Below are 18,768 nucleotides of genomic sequence, written 5' to 3' on the forward strand. Positions count from 1 at the left end.
GGTGTTTGGAATTTACCGGTCGGGCGGGTGGCATGGCTGCCCGCCTTTTTCTCACTGTGTCGCATTGTTGCAATAGACGATCGGCCATCAATGCTGATTGTTGCATGGAGAAGATAATGACAGTTGTAAAGAGCCCGTTTTCCCTCGATAACTATCTGGCCGATTTGGCCCCGCTCATCAACCTCGATTGCGGTACTCGCACCCCGGCCGGGGTAGCGAAAGTGGCCGACATCATGACCGAGAAATATGAGGCCATCGGCTGGCAGGTGACTCGCCACCAGTTCGCTGCCGAGTGCGGCCCCTGCCTCGAGATCACCAATGCGCCGGGTGCAGATCACTACGACGTGATGCTGTGCGGCCACATGGATACCGTCTTCCCCGAGGGGACGGCGGCCAAGCGCCCGCTGAAAATCGAAGGCAATCAAGCCTTTGGCCCCGGCGTTTCGGACATGAAGAGCGGCTTGCTCTCTATCTGGTATGCCCTCAAAGAGATGGACCCGGCATTGCTTGCCAAGCTCAAGGTGCTGGTCTGCTACAACTGCGACGAAGAGATTGGCTCCCCCTGGTCCAAGGATTGGCTGGTGAAAAAAGCCAAACAGAGCGGCTGCGTGCTGGTGGCCGAGGCAGCCCGTCCCAACGGGGATCTCATCAGCGCCCGCAAGGGCAATGCCAAGTACCGCATCACCTTCCACGGCAAGGCGTCCCACGCCGGTTCGGCCCTGACCGAAGGGGTCTCTGCCATTACAGAACTCGCTCATTGGGTGCTGGCCATCAACGAGCAGGTCAACATGACCACGGGCACCACCATGAACGTTGGCGTGGTACAGGGCGGCACCGGTGTCAACGTGGTGCCGGACTTTGCCGAGGCGATCGTCGATCTGCGCTTCTGGAGCAACGAAGAGGCCGCTGTGGTACACGATCGGCTCACCTTTATGGCCAACAACCCCTTCCTCGCGGGTTGTCGGGTCGAGGTGGATCGCCAGACCTTCAAGCCGGCGATGCGCCCGAGTGGCGACACCGAGGCGCTGATGGCACTGGTGGAGGCGGCAGCCAAGGAGGAGGGGATCCCCTTCAACTGGCTGGAGGCCGGTGGCGGCTCGGATGCCAACTTCACCGCCGCCGCGGGGGTGCCGTCCCTCGATGGCTTCGGCCCCATGGGGGGCGGTTTCCACTCGGAGGCGGAGTTCCTGCTGCTGGAGAGCATCGAGCCGCGCATCCGCCTGCTGCAGCGGGTGCTGGGCAAGCTGGCGAAATAAGCCGGTTTATCCCTTGTTCGGGTCGTTATTGGCCCGCTCAAAACTGGTCCGCTCAAATCCAAACGGGAGGCTGTTGCCTCCTGTTTTTTTATCTCGATTTTTCGCGCGCTGAGTGAGCGGGCCAGATGGCTTGCGGCCGTTACCCCTGCGGCTCGGCCAGATAGGCCAGATGATCCTGCCGCGTCACCTGCCAGCCATCGAGGCGCAGCGGGGCGGCAAAGCCCGGGCCGTCGGTCACCATGGTGTGGTACTCCCCTTGCTCGCCGCAGGCATCGAAGCCCTCGTGCTCGGCCAGTTGCTGCAGATCGCTGAGGGTGGTGGCATCAAGGGGGCGTCCAGTCCACTCGGGGGAAAGCACCCGGGTATCGACGCAGGAGAGGTGGGCGACGATGCCACGCGCCAGCATATCCGCCAGCAAGGCTTGACGAGATTGCTGCCAGAGCGGGGTATGGACGGTGAGGCCCATCGGCTGGCAGCGTTCGCGGATCCAGTTAGGCGCACCGCCCACGCTGTCGATATCGCCGGTGACCACGCCATCGAGTTGCCACTCCTCCTTGAGCCGTGCCAGTGCCCGCTCATAACCGAGATCGAACGGCGCTTCTATGGTGACCAGCAGATGGGGCAGCCCGAGGGCTTCCGCCTGACGGCGCACCAGCGGCAAGGGGTGAGCGAGAAATCGGGGCTCAGGCGGCGCAAAGGTGGCCAGTGCCACCAGCTGATGGCCCGCTTGGCGAGCATGACAGAGGGCCAGCATGGCATCTTTGCCACCGCTCCAGAGCAGGATGACGCGAGACATGGATGAGATTCCGGTGGTGAACGAGGGGGCATGCTACCCAGCGGCGGGGGCAGAGGTAAAGGTATTGTGTCCGGAAATGGCGGCGGGGAAGTGGTTGAGGTAACTGAGCGGGGAAAAAAGCAGGCCCCCGAAGCGGGGGCCTGTATTGCAATAGCGTGGTAAACGCCGCTGCGATTAGAGCAGGATGCTGGTGAGGATAAAGCCCAGCGAGCAGGAGGTCACCACCCCGATCAGCCCCGGAATGATGAAGCTGTGGTTGATGATGAACTTGCCGATGCGGGTGGTGCCGGAGCGGTCGAAACCGATACAGGCCAGATCGCTCGGGTAGGTCGGCAGCACGAAGTAGCCGTAGCTCGCTGGCAGGAAGGCGATCAGCAGCTTCGGCTCGACACCCAGCGCCAGACCCATGGGGGCGATGGCGGTGAGGGCGGCGGCCTGGCTGTTTACCAGCTTGGAGATGAGGAACAGCACCAGGGCGTAGGTCCAGGGCTGGGCCTGTACCACATGGGCCAGGGTCTCTTTGAGCAGCGGCATGTGGGCCTGGAAGAAGGTCTCACTCATCCAGGCAACCCCGAATACGGAGAAGATGGCGACCATGCCCGCCTTGAAGACGGCGCCGTTGGCGATCTCGCCCGGCTTGACCTTGCAGCGCATCAGGATGATGGCACCGGCGATCAGCATCATCATCTGGATCACCAGGTTCATGGAGAGCGGGCCAGTCTTGTCCTTGATGGTGAAGACGGGGCGCAGCGCCTCATTGGCACCCAGCAGCACCACGGCTGCGATGGCGGCGAAGAAAATCCAGGTAGACCAGTAGGCCTCTTTCGGGAATTTGGTGTTGAGCAGGGTCTCGCCACCACCGTAGATGAAGGCGCGCTGCTCCGGATCCTGGATCTTGGCCTGGAACTCCTCGTCCTTGTCCAGATCCTTGCCGCGGCGCAGGCTCCACAGGGCCGCCACGATGACACCGGTCAGGGAGGAGGGGATGGCGACCATCAGGATGTCGAGCAGACCATAGGCCTGACCGATACCGTGGCCGGCCGCCAGAATGGAGACCATGGAGACCACGGCAACCGATACCGGCGAGGCGCAGATGGCCATCTGGGAGGCAACGGAGGCGACAGCCATCGGGCGCTCGGGACGGATGTTCTTCTGCAGCGCGATGTCGGCGATGATGGGGAACATGGTGTAGACCACGTGGCCGGTACCGCACAGGAAGGTGAGGGTCCAGGTGGTGAGCGGTGCCAGGATAGTGATGTATTGCGGGTGACGGCGCAGCAGACGCTCGGCTACCTGCATCATCAGGTTGAGACCGCCGGCGGTCTGCAGGGTGGCGGCACAACCGATCACCGCCAGAATGGTCAGCATTACCTGCACCGGCGGTTCGCCCGGCACCAGACCGAAAACGAAGGTCAGCAGGAAGAGACCGATACCACTGATGAGACCAAGCCCCATGCCACCAAAGCGGGTACCGAGCAGCAAGCAGCCGAGTACCACCAAAAATTCCATCAAGATCATTCCATTACCTCGTGTGATTCAACCCATGTTGCCGCGGGTAGCCTGAACCATGAATTGTCATTGTCTGTTTTATTTAGCCCAAAAGGGTTAGTTGCTATTCTGCTCCCCTGAAAAAGTGAAAAAATTGAGTTACTTCAATAACTCGATGAATTTTTGATTAAACCACTTAAAAACCACGTACTAACAAAAACATTATTTTTGTCACCAAGTGGTATCACTCGGGGCCAGCCCATCAGAGTGCAACCAGAGGCGTTGTGATGGGGAATGCGTTGGTAAGGAAGTTGTGGAAAAAGGCCCGGGTCAGGGGAGAAGAGGCTTAAAAACACGGGTTAAAGATATCTTTTTTGACAAATGGGGTGTTCTGCGACTCTGCTCATCGGGGGGCGGGTGCTGATAGCAGATAGCGACGCTGATACTGTTCGCTCAGCTCCTTGATATCGAGTCTGGCTAGCGCATTGTTCACTCGCTGTTGCAGTTGCTGTTGATCGGGACGGAACATGATGTGCAGGCTCTTGTACCCGAGGATCTTCGGGTTGAACTGCAGCTGTTCGGGGTGGAGTTTGTCATCGTGATAGGTGAGCCAGTAGAAAACATCCCGGTCGATCACGGCCAGATCGAGCCGGTCGCGCTGCAATTTTCGCAGGTTGAGGTGATCGTCGTCCACGGCAAAGGTGTTGAGGCGCTTGCTGGCCATCAGGGCATCAAATTCACGGGTATTGATATAACCTGCGACGACCCCAATCCGGTAGGAAGCGAGATCTTCGAGTCGCTGCCAGTGGATAGGGGGGCCGGCTTGCTGCGCCATGCCCAGCACACTACTGCCCACGCTGGTGGATATATGCCACCGTTTATCCAGATCATCGGCGAAGTATTTGGGGAAGTAGCCGCTGTAGTGCTGGGCGGGATCGGATGCCAGCAACATGGCTCGATGCCAGGGGTAGAAGTCAAACTGAACCTCCAGCCCCGCTTCGGCAAATGCACGCTTGACGATATGACCGGTAAGGCCACCATCAGGGAGATGCTGGCTGGTATAGGGGGGCCACTCCAGGGTGGTCAGGTGCACGGGTTCTGCCCGCAATTGCAGGGGGAGCCAGAGCAGCAAGAGTGTCAGAAGCCGACGATATCCCATGAACGACCCATTCCTTGTGTCGATTGGTTCTGAGTATTACCCATAACGGGGGTAATAAAAAAGCCGACCCTGAGGACGGCTTTTGCAATGTAGTGGCAATATGCCGCTGATCAGAACTCGGCGGTACGCGGAGTTCGCGGGAACGGGATCACGTCGCGGACGTTGCCCATACCGGTCACGTAAACCACCAGACGCTCGAAGCCCAGACCGAAGCCGGAGTGCGGCACGGTACCGTAGCGGCGCAGATCGCGATACCACCAGTAATCTTCCTGCTTCAGGCCCATCTCGGCCAGGCGGGCATCCAGTACCTCCAGACGCTCTTCACGCTGGGAGCCACCGATGATCTCGCCAATACCAGGTGCCAGTACGTCCATCGCGGCAACGGTCTTGCCGTCGTCGTTGAGGCGCATGTAGAAGGCCTTGATATCTTTCGGATAGTTCTTCACCACCACCGGAGACTTGAAGTGCTCCTCGGCCAGATAGCGTTCGTGCTCGGAGGAGAGATCGATGCCCCAGGAGACCGGGAACTCGAACTTCTTGCCGCAGTTTTTCAGCACTTCGATGGCATCTGTGTAATCAATCTGGGCGAAGTCGGAGGCGACGAAACGCTCCAGACGGCCGATGGCATCCTTGTCTACGTGCTGGGCAAAGAACTCCAGATCGTCGCGACGCTCGGTCAGGACGGCGTTGAAGACATACTTCAGCATGGCTTCGGCCAGGGCGGCGTTATCTTCCAGATTGTTGAAGGCCACTTCCGGCTCCACCATCCAGAACTCGGCCAGGTGACGGCTGGTGTTGGAGTTTTCAGCGCGGAAGGTCGGCCCGAAGGTATAGACCTTGGAGAGGGCGCAGGCATAGGTTTCGGCGTTCAGCTGGCCGGATACGGTCAGGAAGGCCTCTTTGCCGAAGAAATCTTCGTTGTAGTCCACCTTGCCGGCGTCGGTACGCGGCAGGTTTTCCAGATCCAGGGTAGAGACACGGAACATCTCGCCGGCCCCTTCGGTATCAGAGGCGGTGATGAGCGGGGTCGCAACCCAGACAAAGCCCTCTTCGTGGAAGAAGCGGTGGATAGCTTGCGCCAGGCAGTGGCGAACCCGGGTCACGGCACCCACGATGTTGGTGCGCGGACGCAGGTGGGCCTGTTCACGCAGGTACTCGATGCTGTGGCGCTTGGCGGCCATCGGGTAGGTATCGGGATCTTCGACCCAGCCGACGACCTTCACATCGGTGGCCTGCAGTTCGAAAGCCTGGCCGCTGCCCTGGGATTCGGCGATGATGCCAGTCACTTCCACGGAGCAGGCGGTGGTCAGACGCAGCACTTCATTCTCGTAATTGGCCAGGGTATTGGGGACGACGGCCTGTACCGGATGGAAACAGGAGCCATCGGAAATGGCCAAAAATGAGATCCCCGCCTTGGAATCACGGCGAGTCCGGATCCACCCTCGTACAGTCAGGGTGGTGCCAACCGCATATTTACCGGTCAGCACATCAACTACGGATGCGTGCGTCATCGAAATATTGTCTCCAGCTTGTTCTTGCAGCGCTATTTGCAACACTAGGGAGTCTGGCCCGGGCACAGATGGCCCACCATGGCAGACTAAGCCGTCAATCTTACCCGCGCGGGTTTGATAAACAAGCAAAAATGTCGGACTCTGGTGGGGTTTTCAGCATGGTTCACCCAAGCAGGGTTCCCTCGGGACAGGAGATGCGAGTGAAAGAGCGGCGACAAGGGCCGGATTGGCTGACACGACTGTTGCGAACAATGGTGCTGATCTGCTGGTGCGGTTTTATCGTGCTGCTTGCGCTCTATCACTATGCCAGGCCGGAGATTGCATATGGTTTTCTGGTTTACGGCGGCATCAAGGTACGCGATTACTGGGATCCCGCACTCACTCCCTGGTTGGTGCATGGCCTGTGGGGTTGCAGCTTGCTGACCCTGGCTGTACTGCTGCTGGAGCGGCGGCGCAGTCGGCGCAGGGATGATGCCTATCACGTCAATCTGGCGATCCTGCTGCTGATCCTTATTGCTTGTCTGCTGTTCTATTACACCGGTTAGCCGATGCCGGGCGGTGTGGTCCGCTATTCGCCAGGGCGAGCTCCCGGCTTGCCGCCGAGCGGTCGCTTGCCGAGCTGGCGCTCCACACTGTCGAGCATCTGGTTGTAGGCCACCGCCACCCGGCCAATCTCGTCGCCGTCATCCCCCTCCAGCCGGTGGCCGAAGTCGTGCAGGTCGGTGGCCTCTTCCATGGAGCGGGTGAGCTGGTTGAGGGGGCGTACGATCCAGGTGCGGATGACCCAGAGGGTCAGCAGCAGTCCCATCCCGAAGATGCCGGTGAGGATCAGCGCCGAGGTGAGAATGTTCTGCTCGACCCGGGTAAACAGCGAATCGAGGGAGTAGTCAAAGCGCACCGCACCAAGCACGGTATTCTCCGGCACCAGATGACAGCTGGTGCAGTCGGTGCCGCGAAAATCCTTCTTGGCCAGCAGCGGTCGGGTGACCACCAGACGGCTGTGCATGCCGTTGTGCACCACCTCCAGGCTCCCTTTGCCCGCCAGTGCCAGCTCATCAAACTCATCTTTTACCTGTTCTGTCTCCCGTCCCGGCCCGAACTGTTTGCTCACCGCGTCGCCACGAACGATGCGTGCATCCTCCACATGGGCGTGGTCGAGAAACTTGCCGCGCAGAGTATCGCGGGCATCCATCTTGCCGGTCAGCATCAGCATGTTGAGGCCGTCGAAATAGGCTTCGGTCTGCTCGCGGCTCTGCTCCTTGATGAGCGTCAGGATGAGATCGCGCTCGCGCACCGCCTGATAGGCGGCGGAGAAGACCAGTACCATGGAGAAGATGAAGAGCAGGAAAAAGTTGATTTTGGCAGCAATGGAGAGGCGCATGAGCAGTCTTTCTTGATGGTAAAACCGCAGCAGTTTACCCCTCTTGGGGCCTCAGGTCTGGTGTTTTGCTCACATTACGGCAAGTGAAAGCGCGCTGAAGTGGATAAAGTCGCCCTCTTTATATATCAAATGCCGGTAGTCAAACGGGCGGCAGCGATGGCCGCCCGCTGCATGCATTAAAACTCGCCTTCGGTGATGGCCTGACGGATGGCGCCGGTCAATACCCGCAGCTCTTCAGGGGTGATGACAAACGGGGGCATCAGGTAGACCAGCTTGCCAAAGGGGCGGATCCAGGCGCCCAGTTCGACAAACTTGCGCTGGATGCGCGCCACATCCACCCGCTCTTTCATCTCCACCACCCCGATGGCGCCGAGCACCCGCACATCCGCGACCGCCGGGTGCAGGGTCAGCTCCACCAGCTCGGTACGCAGCTGATGCTCGATGGCGCGCACCCGCTCCTGCCACGGTGAGGCCAGCAGCAGATCGATAGAGGCGTTGGCCACCGCGCAGGCGAGGGGATTGCCCATAAAGGTGGGGCCGTGCATAAAGACGCCCGCCTTGCCGTCACAGATGGTGCGGGCGACATGCTCGGTGGTCAGGGTCGTCGAGAGGGTGAGGTAGCCGCCGGTGAGCGCCTTGCCCAGACACATGATGTCGGGGCTGATCCCCGCCCAGTCGCAGGCAAACAGCTGACCGGTACGGCCAAAGCCGGTGGCGATCTCGTCGGCGATGAGCAGCACGCCGAACTCGTCGCACAGGGCGCGCACCCACTGCAGGTAGCGGGGGTGATAGAAGCGCATGCCGCCAGCGCCCTGCACTATGGGCTCAAGCACGATGGCGGCGATCTCTTCGTGATGATCCGCCATGAGTGTGGCCAGCTCCACCACGCACTGCTCGTCCCACTCGGCGTGGAAGCGACAGCTGGGTGCTTCGACAAAATAGTGTTCCGGCAGGAATCCCTTGTAGAGCTCATGCATGCCGCCATCGGGATCGCAGACGCTCATGGCGCCAAAGGTGTCGCCGTGATAGCCGCTGCGCAGGGCGACAAATTTGGCTCTGGGCGTCCCCTTGGCGTGCCAGTACTGCTGCGCCATCTTGAGCGCCACTTCCACTGCCACCGAGCCGGAATCGGCCAGAAATACCCGATCAAGCCCCTTCGGAGTGATCTCCACCAGCTTGCGGCAGAGCTCGACCGCCGGGGCGTGGGTGAGGCCGCCAAACATCACGTGGGACATCTTGCCGAGCTGGGCGGTGGCGGCAGCATCCAGCTCCGGCACCTGATACCCGTGCACGCAAGCCCACCAGGAGCTCATGCCATCCACCAGTTTGCGGCCATCGCTGAGGGTGATGGTCACCCCTTTGGCGCTGGCCACTTCATAGCAGGGCAGGGGGTGAGTGAGGGAGGTATAGGGGTGCCAGATGTGATGCAGGTCGAATTCTTGGTTGGTCATTTGTTGTTCTGTTGTCAATTGGTTTGATCTGGTCGGTGTTGACAGTCTACGCGTGCTCTCTACACTAGCCAACAATTTCAGCCACTTGGCACTGCGCATCACCCTGAGCGCACAGGCCAGGCGGCGGGTTTTGTGGCCGTCCATCCCGAGATGGCGGGCGCAGGATCCCACTAATAACAACCGGAAGCCATGTATGAATGCTCTCACCGCGGGCGGTCACGCCCTTCGTCATGACTGGACCCTCGCCGAGGTTCAGGCCCTGTTTGCCCTGCCGTTCAACGATCTGCTGTTTCAGGCCCAGACCGTCCACCGCGCCCACTTTGACCCGAATGAAGTGCAGGTGAGTACTTTGCTCTCCATCAAGACCGGCGCCTGCCCGGAAGATTGCAAATACTGCCCCCAGAGCGCCCGTTACCACACCGGGCTCGAGGCCGAGCGGCTGATGGAGGTGGAGAAGGTGCTGGAGCGGGCCCGTGAAGCCAAGGCCAACGGCTCGTCACGCTTTTGCATGGGGGCCGCCTGGCGCAACCCCAAAGAGAAGGACATGCCCTACATCATCCGGATGATTGAGGAGGTGCGCGGGCTGGGGATGGAGACCTGCATGACGCTAGGGATGCTCACCGCCGATCAGGCGGCACGTCTTGGCGCTGCGGGGCTCGATTACTACAACCACAACCTCGATACATCGCCGGAGTTTTACGGCGAGATCATCTCCACCCGCACCTATCAGGACAGGCTCGATACCCTGGAGCATGTGCGCAGCGCCGGGATGAAGGTGTGCTCCGGCGGTATCGTCGGCATGGGCGAGCAGGCCAAAGACCGTGCGGGCCTCTTGATGGCGCTCGCCAACCTGCCGCGGCACCCGGAGAGTGTGCCCATCAACATGCTGGTCAAGGTGAAGGGAACGCCGCTGGAGGATCAGGAGAACCTCGATCCGTTCGAATTTATCCGCACCATCGCCGTGGCACGGATCATGATGCCCGCCTCCCATGTGCGCCTCTCAGCCGGGCGGGAGAAGATGAATGAGCAGATGCAGGCCATGTGTTTTATGGCCGGGGCCAACTCCATTTTCTATGGCTGCAAGTTGCTGACCACCCCCAACCCGGACGAAAACAGCGATATGCAGCTGTTCAAGCGGCTCGGCATTCGCCCTGCCCAGCGGGCCCAGAAGCCGGATCAGGTTCAAGAAGAGGAACTGCTGGCCGAGGTGAGTCGCCAGAGCGAGCCTGCCGAGATGTTTTATGACGCCACCCGCCCCCGTGCAGGGGCTGCGCGGTCATGAACGGCCCTGCAGTAACGGGCCCCTTTGTGTTGGGCACGGCTCTGGCCGAGCGCGAGCAGGTGGGTCTGCTGCGCAACCGCATCGCGACCGACGGGGCGAGTGGCGGGCGGCTCAAGGTTGCGGGGCGCGACTACCTCAACTTTTCCGCCAACGACTATCTGGGACTGGCGGATCACGGCGCCATCAAGACCGCCTTCAACGCGGGGATTGAGCGTTATGGCACGGGCTCCGGCGCCTCGCCACTGGTGACTGGTTACAGTCATGCTCACCAAGAGCTTGAGGAGACTCTGGCCGAGTGGCTGGGAGTGGAGGCGGTGCTGCTGTTCAACTGCGGTTTTTCCGCCAATCAGGCGGTGCTCAAAGCGCTGCTCGGCAAGGAACATCTGCTGTGGCAGGACAAACTCAACCACGCCTCTTTGCAGGAGATGGGCAGCCAGCTCCCTTGCAAGATGAAGCGTTTTGCCCACAACGATATGGCGGCCCTTGAACGGCAGCTTGAACCAAATCGCGGGCTCATCGTCTCGGAGGGGGTGTTCAGCATGGACGGGGATCAGGGCCCTTGGCGCGATCTCGCAACCCTCGCCGCCCAAAGCGGCAACTGGCTGATGATCGACGATGCCCACGGTCTCGGCGTGCTGGGACCCGAGGGGCGTGGCACGCTGGCGGCGCAGGGGGTTAACCCTGCCAGCGTACACATCCAGATGGGCACTTTTGGCAAGGCGCTCGGGGTTGCCGGTGCCTTTGTCGGCGGCAGTCGCGAACTGGTGGAGTATCTGGTCAACTTCGCCCGCCACTATGTCTACAGCACCCATATGCCCGCCGCGCAGACTTACGCGGTCAGCAAGAGCATCGAACTGGTGCGCGCGGCTGATGAGTCCCGCGCCCATCTTGGCCAGCTGATCGCTCGCTTCCGGCAAGGGGCAAAGGATCAGGGTTGGCAGCTTGGCGCGAGCGATACCCCGATCCAGCCGCTGCTGGTGGGGGAGAGCAGTGTTGCCCTGCAACTGGCAGAACGGCTGCGGGAACGCGGCGTCTGGGTGAGCGCCATCCGTCCGCCCACGGTGCCAGTCGGTACAGCCCGGCTGCGCGTCACCCTGAGTGCGGCTCACCGCGAGCAGGATGTGGATCGCCTGCTCGATGCCTTGGGTGTCTGCCCTGCAGTTACAACGCTTGGGGAGGCTCACTATGGCTGAGCGTTTTCAAACGGTCGACAAGGCGCAGCTTGCTCGCCGTTTTGGCGCCGCCGCTTGTCATTACGATGCCCACGCCCGCTTTCAACAGGAGGTGGGGCTGGCGCTGCTCGAGCTGATGAGCACGGCTGGTGTACGTGAGGAGCGCCGGGGCTGCGGGCTCGATTTGGGCTGCGGCACCGGCTTCTTCCTGCCTCATCTTGCCACCCGCTGCGCCGGGCTGACCGGGCTGGATCTTGCCCCCGGCATGCTGGAGCAGGCGGCTCTGCGCGGTAGCGGGGCCCAGCTGGTGTGCGGCGATGCCGAGCAGCTCCCCTTTGCCGACAACGCCTTTGACTGGGTGTTTTCCAGCCTCGCGCTGCAGTGGTGCGAGCGACCGGCGCAGGCTTTCGCCGAGCTGCTGCGGGTGGTCAAACCCGGCGGCCAGATCTTCTTCTCTACCCTGCTCGATGAATCGCTCTGGCAACTGCGCGCAGCCTGGCAGCAAGTAGATGGCCGAGCCCATGTCAACCGCTTCCTTGGCCTGCCACAATTGGAGCAGGCGCTGTTATCGGCGGGCGCCATTGCCCCGGGGCTTGAGTGCAGAAACTGGGATCTTGCCTATCTTGAATTGCCGCAGTTGTTGCGCGATCTCAAGGGGATCGGGGCAAATCAGATCAATGATGAGTGTGCCCGCAGTGCACCGGCCGGGCTGAGCGGTCGCGCCAGATTGCAGCGGCTGGCTCAGGCGTATGAAGCATTTCGTCAGCCCGATGGCCAGCTGGTGGCCAGTTACCGGGTCTGTCTGGGCCGGCTCGGCAAACCTTGCTGAACCAGCCAGAGTATGAGGGGGAGGGGCGCGTTGGGCCCTCTCCTGCCAAGGAGAGAGCATTATGAAGTCATTCTTTATCACCGGCACCGACACGGACGCAGGCAAGACGCTGGTAGCGCGCACCCTGCTGCGGGAATTCAGCGCACAGGGAATCAAGTGCGCGGGTTACAAGCCGGTCTCGGCCGGATGTGCCCGCACTCCCGAGGGGCTGCGCAACCTCGATGCCGTCCTGTTGCAGGAGGCGGCGAGCCTGCCGTTGCCTTACGAGACGGTCAACCCCTATGCCTATGAGCCGCCGATTGCGCCGCACATCGCGGCCAGCGAGGCGCGCCAGCCCATCAGCCTGCAGGGGCTGAGCGAGGGGCTGCGAAAAATTGAACAGGCGGGGGCCGAGCTTGCCATCGTCGAGGGGGCGGGGGGCTGGTATCTGCCGCTGGATCGCAAGCACCTGCTGTCAGACTGGGTGAAGCAGGAGAACATGCCGGTGATTCTGGTGGTGGGGGCCAAGCTTGGCTGCCTCAACCATGCCCTGCTTACCTTTGCCGCCATCCGTAACGATCAGCTGCCGGTCGCAGGCTGGGTTATTAATCGGCTGCACAGCTCGATGAGCCACTATCAGGAAAATCTGGACACCCTCAGGGGCTTGTTGCCAGCGCCGTTTCTGGGGGAAATTCCCTTTATAAACAATCCGTTTGAAGCTAACCTGCAGGGCCGCCTCGATATCTCGCCACTGCTGTGACGGCATATTCAGCGAACATTCATCGAATCTCCCTAAAATGCCATCCATAACATGGTGATAGGGCGGTTCAATGAACCCCGGCCATGTCCGTTATTCTCACAAGGAGTCAATATGAAGCGAATAATACTATTCCTGGTGACCAACCTGGCCGTCATGCTGGTGCTGGGGGTGGTACTCAATATCCTGTTCTCGGTTCTGGGTATCAACAAGTCCAGTATTTCCGGCCTGTTGGTCTTCTGTGCCGTGTTCGGTTTTGGCGGTTCCTTTATCTCCTTGCTGATGTCCAAGTGGATGGCCAAGCGCAGCTATGGCGTCCAGGTGATCGAGCAGCCCCGCAACGAGACCGAGCACTGGCTGGTGAGCACTGTGGCCCGTCAGGCCCGTGAAGCCGGGATCCAGATGCCGGAAGTGGGGATCTACGACTCTCCCGAGATGAACGCCTTTGCTACCGGTGCCCGCCGCGATGACTCGCTGGTGGCCGTCTCCTCCGGCCTGCTCTACAGCATGAGCCGCGACGAGGCCGAAGCGGTGCTGGCTCACGAGGTGAGCCACGTGGCCAACGGCGACATGGTGACCCTGACCCTGATCCAGGGGGTGGTGAACACCTTCGTGATGTTCTTCGCCCGCATCGTGGGTGGCGTTATCAGCAACTTCTTCAGCTCCAACAACGATGAAGAGAGCAGCAGCACCGGCGGCTTTGCCTACATGATTACCGTGTTCGTGCTGGAGATGGTGTTTGGCGTGCTCGCCTCCATCATCGTCATGTGGTTCAGCCGTCAGCGTGAGTTCCGCGCCGATGCCGGTGCCGCCAAGCTGGCCGGTCGCGACAAGATGATCGCCGCCCTTGAGCGCCTCTCCCGCGGTGCCGAGCCGCAGCTGGAAGGCTCCATGATGGCCTTTGGCATCAACGGCAAGCGCTCCATGAGCGAGCTGTTCATGAGCCACCCGCCCATCGAGCAGCGCATCGCCGCCCTGCGTGGTTGATAGATGCTGGATGACAGGGGATAACCCCGAATAATAAAACGGCTGCCTTCGGGCAGCCGTTTTGCTTTTCAGCGTTCTTTAAAGCTTGAAGTGTCCCATCTCCTGACGCAACACCCGTGACAGTTGCTTGAGCTTGGCCGCCTCTTGGGACACATGGCGAGCGGCATCCCCCGATTGTTCGGAGAGGGAGGTGATGTTGCCGACGGTAGAGACCACCTCGTTGGCGGCCGTGGATTGCTCGCGCAGGGTGTGGCTGATCTCTCCCATCAGACCGGTGAGGTTGGCGGCGTGATTCTGAATGCTGGCGATGGCCTGCCCGGTCTGATTGGCCAGCGTGACCCCGCGGGAGACGTTGTTGACCGTGTTCTCCATGCTGCGGATAGAGGCATCCGCCCCGCTCTGGATCTTGCTGATCATCCCGGTGATCTGCTGGGTCGAGGCGGCCGAGCGGCTGGCTAGGTTACGTACTTCGTCGGCGACCACTGCAAAGCCGCGCCCCTGTTCACCGGCCCGCGCCGCCTCGATGGCCGCATTGAGGGCCAGCAAATTGGTCTGATCGGCAATGCCACGGATCACTCCGATGATTTCGGAAATCTGCTGGGTATGACTGTTTAGTTCAGCAATGGTGCTGGCCGCTTCGCCGACTGTAGTCGAGATATTCTCGATGCTGCCGAGGGTTTCCTTGATGACCCCCGATCCCTCTTCCAGAGTGTCGGCAGAGACCTTGCTGAGTTCGTCTGCATGGCTGGCGTTGTCAGAGAGATGGCTGATGCTCACCACCAACTCTTCGATGGCGGCGGCCATGGTCTGGGTGCTGCTCTGCTGGGAGGTAGCAAACTGGGCTGTCTGCTCGGCTATCTGGGCGATGCTGTCAGCCGACTCTGATAGCTCTTCACTTGAGCGCGATACCTGGGTGATGATCCCCTTGAGGGTGGTCTGCATGGTGGCGAGCTGGCCGATCAGGCTCTCCTTGGCACCGGCCGGCACCTTGATGGGCTGGGAGAAGTCCCCCTCGGCCAGGTGGTTGAGAGCGCTTCTGAGCTGGTCGACCGAGGTGCCGACCAGGTCGAGCAGCGCCTTGTAGGTGCGCCAGAGGAAGAACATCAACACCAGACCCAGCGCGATGAACAGGTAGCGCAGCATGGCGGACTGGCTGGCAGCATCGTCCACCGCCTGCTGGGTGCGGTTTTCCATCATGACGTAGAAGTCGTCGATGGGGGACATGATGCGTCCCTTGTTCTGGTGATAGGCCTTGTCATGCATCATGGTGATGGCTTTTTGCTGGTTGGCGGCCAGATCGCCGTCCGTCTGTTGCACCAGCTTGAAGGCGGCTACCTCGGTGTTGACCAGGGCATCCGAGTTGTTCTTGGCCTCGTTGAGCTTGGCCAGCTCCCCTTCAGTAAAACCGGTCTCTTTCATCAGGTCGATAAGACTACGCCGTATTGAGCTGTCGGGGCGGGGATTCTGACCGTTGGCCGCGACAAAATCCCAGTAGATACGGTTGTAGCCATCCGGCCTCGGTTGCTCGCCGTTGCGAATGGCCAGGATCCGCATGTATTGCTGCTCGTAGGCGGGGTCTTTGGTGATAACGTAGGTGCGGCCGAGTCGTGTCAGATCATCGGAGGATTGGCGCAGTTCATCGGCTAGCAGATAGGATTGATAGCGCTGTTGATAACTCTGCTCCACCTTTTTTTCCGACCAGCTGTAAGCAAAGAAAACCAATGACAGCAGGATCAGTGTAATGACGGAGAGCAAGAGATTGAGCTGAAAGGCGGGTTTATTCTGTTCCATGGTTTGAGCGTCCTTATTCTCACCAGTATGATCCCTTGGGCAGACGGACAGCGCCGCTACATCGCTGGGGGTTTTATTGTTATTACTGTGAGTATAGAGCGGTAGCCGATATGATTGCGGTGAGTACGCGAGAAAGGACGATCAGCTTGTCGACATGGGCGAAAAGGCCAGCTAGGGACGGGGTCTGGCCAGCCTTTTCGTAGCTCGATCACCTTATTCGATGACGAGGTCGGTCAGCGGCACTGCGCAGCAGGTGAGGATTTTTCCCTCGGCCCGCTCGGCGGCGGTGATGGCGGGGGCGTCGGGGTGATCCACCTCGCCCGAGATCAGCGTCTGTTTGCAACTGCCGCAGATGCCGGCGCGGCAGCTCCATGGCAGCTCTACACCTTGCTTGTTGGCCTGATCCAGCACAGTGCTCTGATTGTTGCCGGTAAAGGCTTGGGCGCCGATACGCAGTTGCACCGCCTGATGGGGGCGGGCCACCGAGAGAATGGCGCCGCCAAAGCTCTCCTGTTTGATGCGTGCGGCCGGAACGCCGAGGGCTGCCACTTTCGCCGCCGCATCGGCCATAAAACCGTGGGGGCCGCAGATAAAGACCTCTTTTTCGGCCAGCTCTTTGACCAGTCGCAGATGCTCATCATTGAGCCGCCCTTGCAGCCCCTGCCAGTGATTGTCCGGCTGGCTCAGGATCAGGGTGAGGGTCATCCCCTGCTGCGCCATGGCATGCAGTTCGCTGGCGGCGGGAATGTCCGCTTCGCTACGGCACAGATGCATAAAGTGAACCTCTTCCAGCTCCCCGCGTAGCGCCAGGGTGCGGGCTATCGCCAGCATGGGGGTGACGCCGGAGCCTGCGGAGAGCAACAGGAGGTTGTGCTCGGACCCTAAGTGAAACTCGCCAGCGGGGTTGGCGGCCAGCAGCCGGTCGCCCACCTGCAACTGCTGGTGCAGCCAGTGGGAGATGCGGCCACCCTCCACCTTTTTGACGCTGATGCCGTAACGCTCCGGGTGATCCGGTGTGGAGCTCAGGGTATAGCGCCGCTGGATCCGCTCGTTTTTGATATCGAGGCTGATGGGCAGATGCTGGCCCGGCAGGTAGTCGGGCAGGGGCTCGCCATCGGCGGCTTCGAACCAGAAGGTCTCCAGATCCCGCGCCAGCGGTTCGCGGGCCACGCAGACCAGCTCCCGCTTCTTCGGAGCGGCGGCGGGATAGACCACCGGACGGGTGCGCTCCAGCACTTCTATCTCGCTGCCTGCCTCAATCCAGCCCTCGTTCAGCGCCACCAGATTCTGGCCGAAGTAGACCTCGCCATCCTCGCCACGGCGGTAGCGGGTAAGGGTGGCCAGCGGCTCTTTCAGGGCGTTGAAACGCTCGGTGCCCGCTTCCACCGTGGTCATGATGCAGCGGCTGCAGGGCTTGACCACCTTGAATTCCACCTCGCCGATGCGGATACGCACCCAGCTGTCCTCCTCGAAGGGCTGGGTATTGCTTGCTACCAGATTGGTGCGGAACTGGCTCATCTGGTGCAGCGCATCGGAGCGCAGATTGAGATCTTCAAGGGAAGCCTGGCTTATCAGCAGTAGCGGATAACCGTCGGCAAAGCTGACCCGGGTGCCGGTCTTTTCACGAAAGCGATCAGAGGTTTCACCCAGCCAGAGCAGCTGCACCGTCTCCCCTGCCACCCGGCTCAGCCATCCATCGGCTTTGGGGTCGGTGTGCAGGGCGATAAAGCGGTCGCTCCAGACTCCGGTAGCTTGCGGGGCGCGGCTGAAGTCGACCTCTTGCAGGGTGAGGGGTTCAAAGCCCGGATAGCGGAGTTGCAAGCCTCCTTCGATGGGGGTGGCCACGACCTGTTGCAGCTGGGGATGGGTTCGGGCGGTGATAAAGGTGCCGTCCGGTTTGACCACCATGTAGCGGCGATCCCCTGCCAGTCCCTCTTCGGTCACCCGGGCGCGAGCCAGCGGCATACCTGCAGTCGATTTGATGGGGTAGAGGTGAATGCTGTCTAGCCTGGGCATCTTCATATCCTTGTGACGCGGCGCGATCGCCTGGAAAAAGGGGAACATAACGGTTCCACGACGATCCGGCAATCCTTTCAAGGGGGCGGTCTATAGTTGGGAAAACAGAACAAGAGGGCATCGGGATGAAAATAAGCTGGTTGCTGGCGGGGAGCCTTTTTTGTCACGGGCTCTGGGCGCAGGAGCTGACCCTGACCACGGGAGAGTATCCCCCTTACTGCTCCGAGACGCTCAAATATCAGGGACTTATCCCTCATGTGGTGAGCGAGGCGTTCAAGAGTGAAGGGGTGAGCGTCAAGTTCCAGTTTCTGCCCTGGAAGCGGGCCTTTCGCTTGTCGGAGGAGGGAGTGGTGGATGGCACAGTCCACTGGTATGAGTCGAGCGAGCGGCGCAAAACCCATCTCTACAGCGATCCCATCCTGAGCGAAACCTACGTCTGGTTCTATCTCAAGTCCGATCCGCTGGAATGGCGCAGCTATCAGGATCTGGCGGATCGCAAGTTGGCTGCGGTCAGTGGCTATACCTACAATGCAGATTTTTTTGCAGCCATCGCGCAGGTGCCGCTGCAGGTGCAGTTCGTCACCCGGCTGCGCCAGAGCTTTGATCTGCTGCTCTCCGGCCGCGCCGACCTGACCCTGGAGAACATAGATGTCGGCTACTACTCCCTGCGTCAGTTCTACCCGGCCAGCACGGTCGATCTCTTTGCAACCCATTCAAAACCAGTGATGAAAGTTGAAGGCCACCTGTTGATCAGTCGCAAGCGCGCCAACGCTGACGAACTGATCAAAACCTTCAATCGGGGGCTCGCCAAACTGAAAGCCAGCGGTCAGCTGGAGAAGATGTTACTTGAGTCACGTTCTGGTCTTTATGAACCATAAAGTGCAACATTTTTTGATCCTGATTCGCTAATCAG

Annotated in this window: 16 protein-coding genes; 8 read left to right on the forward strand and 8 right to left on the reverse strand. The window is 60.6% G+C overall.

The genetic code is table 11. The features are described 5' to 3' along the window. The first annotated feature begins 116 nt into the window (after positions 1-116). Positions 117-1,256 carry a M20 family metallopeptidase gene (locus tag G5154_RS14280; protein WP_337073586.1) on the forward strand — a complete coding sequence of 380 codons (1,140 nt, stop codon included), beginning with the start codon at positions 117-119 and terminating at the stop codon, positions 1,254-1,256. A gap of 139 nt (positions 1,257-1,395) precedes the next feature. Here the strand turns inward: G5154_RS14280 and G5154_RS14285 are convergent, their stop codons facing one another. The 4 genes from G5154_RS14285 to asnS all read right to left on the reverse strand — a co-directional run bounded on the left by G5154_RS14285 (position 1,396) and on the right by asnS (position 6,210). Then, on the reverse strand, positions 1,396-2,052 hold the full coding sequence (locus G5154_RS14285; protein ID WP_421251116.1) for a hypothetical protein: 657 nt from the start codon (positions 2,050-2,052) through the stop codon (positions 1,396-1,398). A 174-nt stretch (positions 2,053-2,226) separates the two neighbouring features. After that, positions 2,227-3,570 (reverse strand): anaerobic C4-dicarboxylate transporter, encoded by a 1,344-nt coding sequence (locus G5154_RS14290; protein ID WP_421251115.1) that lies wholly within the window; start codon positions 3,568-3,570, stop codon positions 2,227-2,229. A gap of 373 nt (positions 3,571-3,943) precedes the next feature. Next, positions 3,944-4,699, reverse strand: coding sequence for an ABC transporter substrate-binding protein (locus G5154_RS14295; protein WP_337073584.1), 756 nt, complete (start codon positions 4,697-4,699; stop codon positions 3,944-3,946). A 110-nt stretch (positions 4,700-4,809) separates the two neighbouring features. Next, positions 4,810-6,210 carry an asparagine--tRNA ligase gene (gene asnS / locus G5154_RS14300; protein ID WP_216979129.1) on the reverse strand — a complete coding sequence of 467 codons (1,401 nt, stop codon included), beginning with the start codon at positions 6,208-6,210 and terminating at the stop codon, positions 4,810-4,812. A 194-nt stretch (positions 6,211-6,404) separates the two neighbouring features. Here asnS and G5154_RS14305 point away from each other — a divergent pair, with 194 nt between their 5' ends. Next, positions 6,405-6,755 (forward strand): hypothetical protein, encoded by a 351-nt coding sequence (locus G5154_RS14305; RefSeq protein ID WP_337073583.1) that lies wholly within the window; start codon positions 6,405-6,407, stop codon positions 6,753-6,755. 23 nt (positions 6,756-6,778) lie between these two features. On the opposite strand, the gene G5154_RS14310 is transcribed toward G5154_RS14305, so the two are convergent. Then, complete coding sequence (locus G5154_RS14310) at positions 6,779-7,591, reverse strand: HAMP domain-containing protein (protein WP_216979127.1); 813 nt, start codon at positions 7,589-7,591, stop codon at positions 6,779-6,781. Positions 7,592-7,767: 176 nt separating this feature from the next. Continuing rightward, complete coding sequence (gene bioA / locus G5154_RS14315; protein WP_421251114.1) at positions 7,768-9,042, reverse strand: adenosylmethionine--8-amino-7-oxononanoate transaminase; 1,275 nt, start codon at positions 9,040-9,042, stop codon at positions 7,768-7,770. Between the two features lie 193 nt (positions 9,043-9,235). On the opposite strand from bioA, the gene bioB reads away from it, so the two are divergent. The 5 genes from bioB (at position 9,236) to htpX (ending at position 14,048) form a co-directional block, all read left to right on the forward strand. Further along, positions 9,236-10,324 carry a biotin synthase BioB gene (gene bioB / locus G5154_RS14320; protein ID WP_005344369.1) on the forward strand — a complete coding sequence of 363 codons (1,089 nt, stop codon included), beginning with the start codon at positions 9,236-9,238 and terminating at the stop codon, positions 10,322-10,324. Further along, positions 10,321-11,517 (forward strand): 8-amino-7-oxononanoate synthase, encoded by a 1,197-nt coding sequence (gene bioF / locus G5154_RS14325; RefSeq protein ID WP_216963655.1) that lies wholly within the window; start codon positions 10,321-10,323, stop codon positions 11,515-11,517. The genes bioB and bioF overlap by 4 nt, the downstream gene beginning before the upstream one ends. Next, positions 11,510-12,325, forward strand: a complete 816-nt coding sequence (gene bioC, locus G5154_RS14330) for a malonyl-ACP O-methyltransferase BioC (RefSeq protein WP_421251113.1) — start codon at positions 11,510-11,512, stop codon at positions 12,323-12,325. Before bioF ends, bioC begins: the two co-directional genes overlap by 8 nt. A gap of 58 nt (positions 12,326-12,383) precedes the next feature. Then, on the forward strand, positions 12,384-13,064 hold the full coding sequence (gene bioD, locus G5154_RS14335; RefSeq protein WP_043851316.1) for a dethiobiotin synthase: 681 nt from the start codon (positions 12,384-12,386) through the stop codon (positions 13,062-13,064). A 111-nt stretch (positions 13,065-13,175) separates the two neighbouring features. Continuing rightward, a complete protein-coding gene (gene htpX, locus G5154_RS14340; RefSeq protein ID WP_421251112.1) occupies positions 13,176-14,048 on the forward strand; it encodes a protease HtpX in 873 nt (290 codons plus the stop codon). A 78-nt stretch (positions 14,049-14,126) separates the two neighbouring features. On the opposite strand, the gene G5154_RS14345 is transcribed toward htpX, so the two are convergent. Beyond that, on the reverse strand, positions 14,127-15,839 hold the full coding sequence (locus G5154_RS14345; RefSeq protein WP_421251111.1) for a methyl-accepting chemotaxis protein: 1,713 nt from the start codon (positions 15,837-15,839) through the stop codon (positions 14,127-14,129). 213 nt (positions 15,840-16,052) lie between these two features. Next, positions 16,053-17,903 carry an MOSC N-terminal beta barrel domain-containing protein gene (locus tag G5154_RS14350; protein WP_421251110.1) on the reverse strand — a complete coding sequence of 617 codons (1,851 nt, stop codon included), beginning with the start codon at positions 17,901-17,903 and terminating at the stop codon, positions 16,053-16,055. A gap of 77 nt (positions 17,904-17,980) precedes the next feature. On the opposite strand from G5154_RS14350, the gene G5154_RS14355 reads away from it, so the two are divergent. Further along, entirely contained in the window at positions 17,981-18,733 is a 753-nt protein-coding gene (locus G5154_RS14355; protein ID WP_120415265.1) for a substrate-binding periplasmic protein, read from the forward strand. The last annotated feature ends 35 nt before the right edge of the window (positions 18,734-18,768 follow it).

It is taken from the genome of Aeromonas sp. 600527 (assembly GCF_049175415.1).
GTDB lineage: Bacteria > Pseudomonadota > Gammaproteobacteria > Enterobacterales > Aeromonadaceae > Aeromonas > Aeromonas veronii_A.

Excerpts from the sequence above, each read along its gene's own strand:
- G5154_RS14280 (WP_337073586.1), top strand. The coding sequence starts at position 117 with ATGACAGTTGTAAAGAGCCCGTTTTCCCTCGATAACTATCTGGCCGAT.
- G5154_RS14285 (WP_421251116.1), bottom strand. The coding sequence starts at position 2,052 with ATGTCTCGCGTCATCCTGCTCTGGAGCGGTGGCAAAGATGCCATGCTG.
- G5154_RS14290 (WP_421251115.1), bottom strand. The coding sequence starts at position 3,570 with ATGATCTTGATGGAATTTTTGGTGGTACTCGGCTGCTTGCTGCTCGGT.
- G5154_RS14295 (WP_337073584.1), bottom strand. The coding sequence starts at position 4,699 with ATGGGATATCGTCGGCTTCTGACACTCTTGCTGCTCTGGCTCCCCCTG.
- asnS (WP_216979129.1), bottom strand. The coding sequence starts at position 6,210 with ATGACGCACGCATCCGTAGTTGATGTGCTGACCGGTAAATATGCGGTT.
- G5154_RS14305 (WP_337073583.1), top strand. The coding sequence starts at position 6,405 with ATGCGAGTGAAAGAGCGGCGACAAGGGCCGGATTGGCTGACACGACTG.
- G5154_RS14310 (WP_216979127.1), bottom strand. The coding sequence starts at position 7,591 with ATGCGCCTCTCCATTGCTGCCAAAATCAACTTTTTCCTGCTCTTCATC.
- bioA (WP_421251114.1), bottom strand. The coding sequence starts at position 9,042 with ATGACCAACCAAGAATTCGACCTGCATCACATCTGGCACCCCTATACC.
- bioB (WP_005344369.1), top strand. The coding sequence starts at position 9,236 with ATGAATGCTCTCACCGCGGGCGGTCACGCCCTTCGTCATGACTGGACC.
- bioF (WP_216963655.1), top strand. The coding sequence starts at position 10,321 with ATGAACGGCCCTGCAGTAACGGGCCCCTTTGTGTTGGGCACGGCTCTG.
- bioC (WP_421251113.1), top strand. The coding sequence starts at position 11,510 with ATGGCTGAGCGTTTTCAAACGGTCGACAAGGCGCAGCTTGCTCGCCGT.
- htpX (WP_421251112.1), top strand. The coding sequence starts at position 13,176 with ATGAAGCGAATAATACTATTCCTGGTGACCAACCTGGCCGTCATGCTG.
- G5154_RS14345 (WP_421251111.1), bottom strand. The coding sequence starts at position 15,839 with ATGGAACAGAATAAACCCGCCTTTCAGCTCAATCTCTTGCTCTCCGTC.
- G5154_RS14350 (WP_421251110.1), bottom strand. The coding sequence starts at position 17,903 with ATGTTCCCCTTTTTCCAGGCGATCGCGCCGCGTCACAAGGATATGAAG.
- G5154_RS14355 (WP_120415265.1), top strand. The coding sequence starts at position 17,981 with ATGAAAATAAGCTGGTTGCTGGCGGGGAGCCTTTTTTGTCACGGGCTC.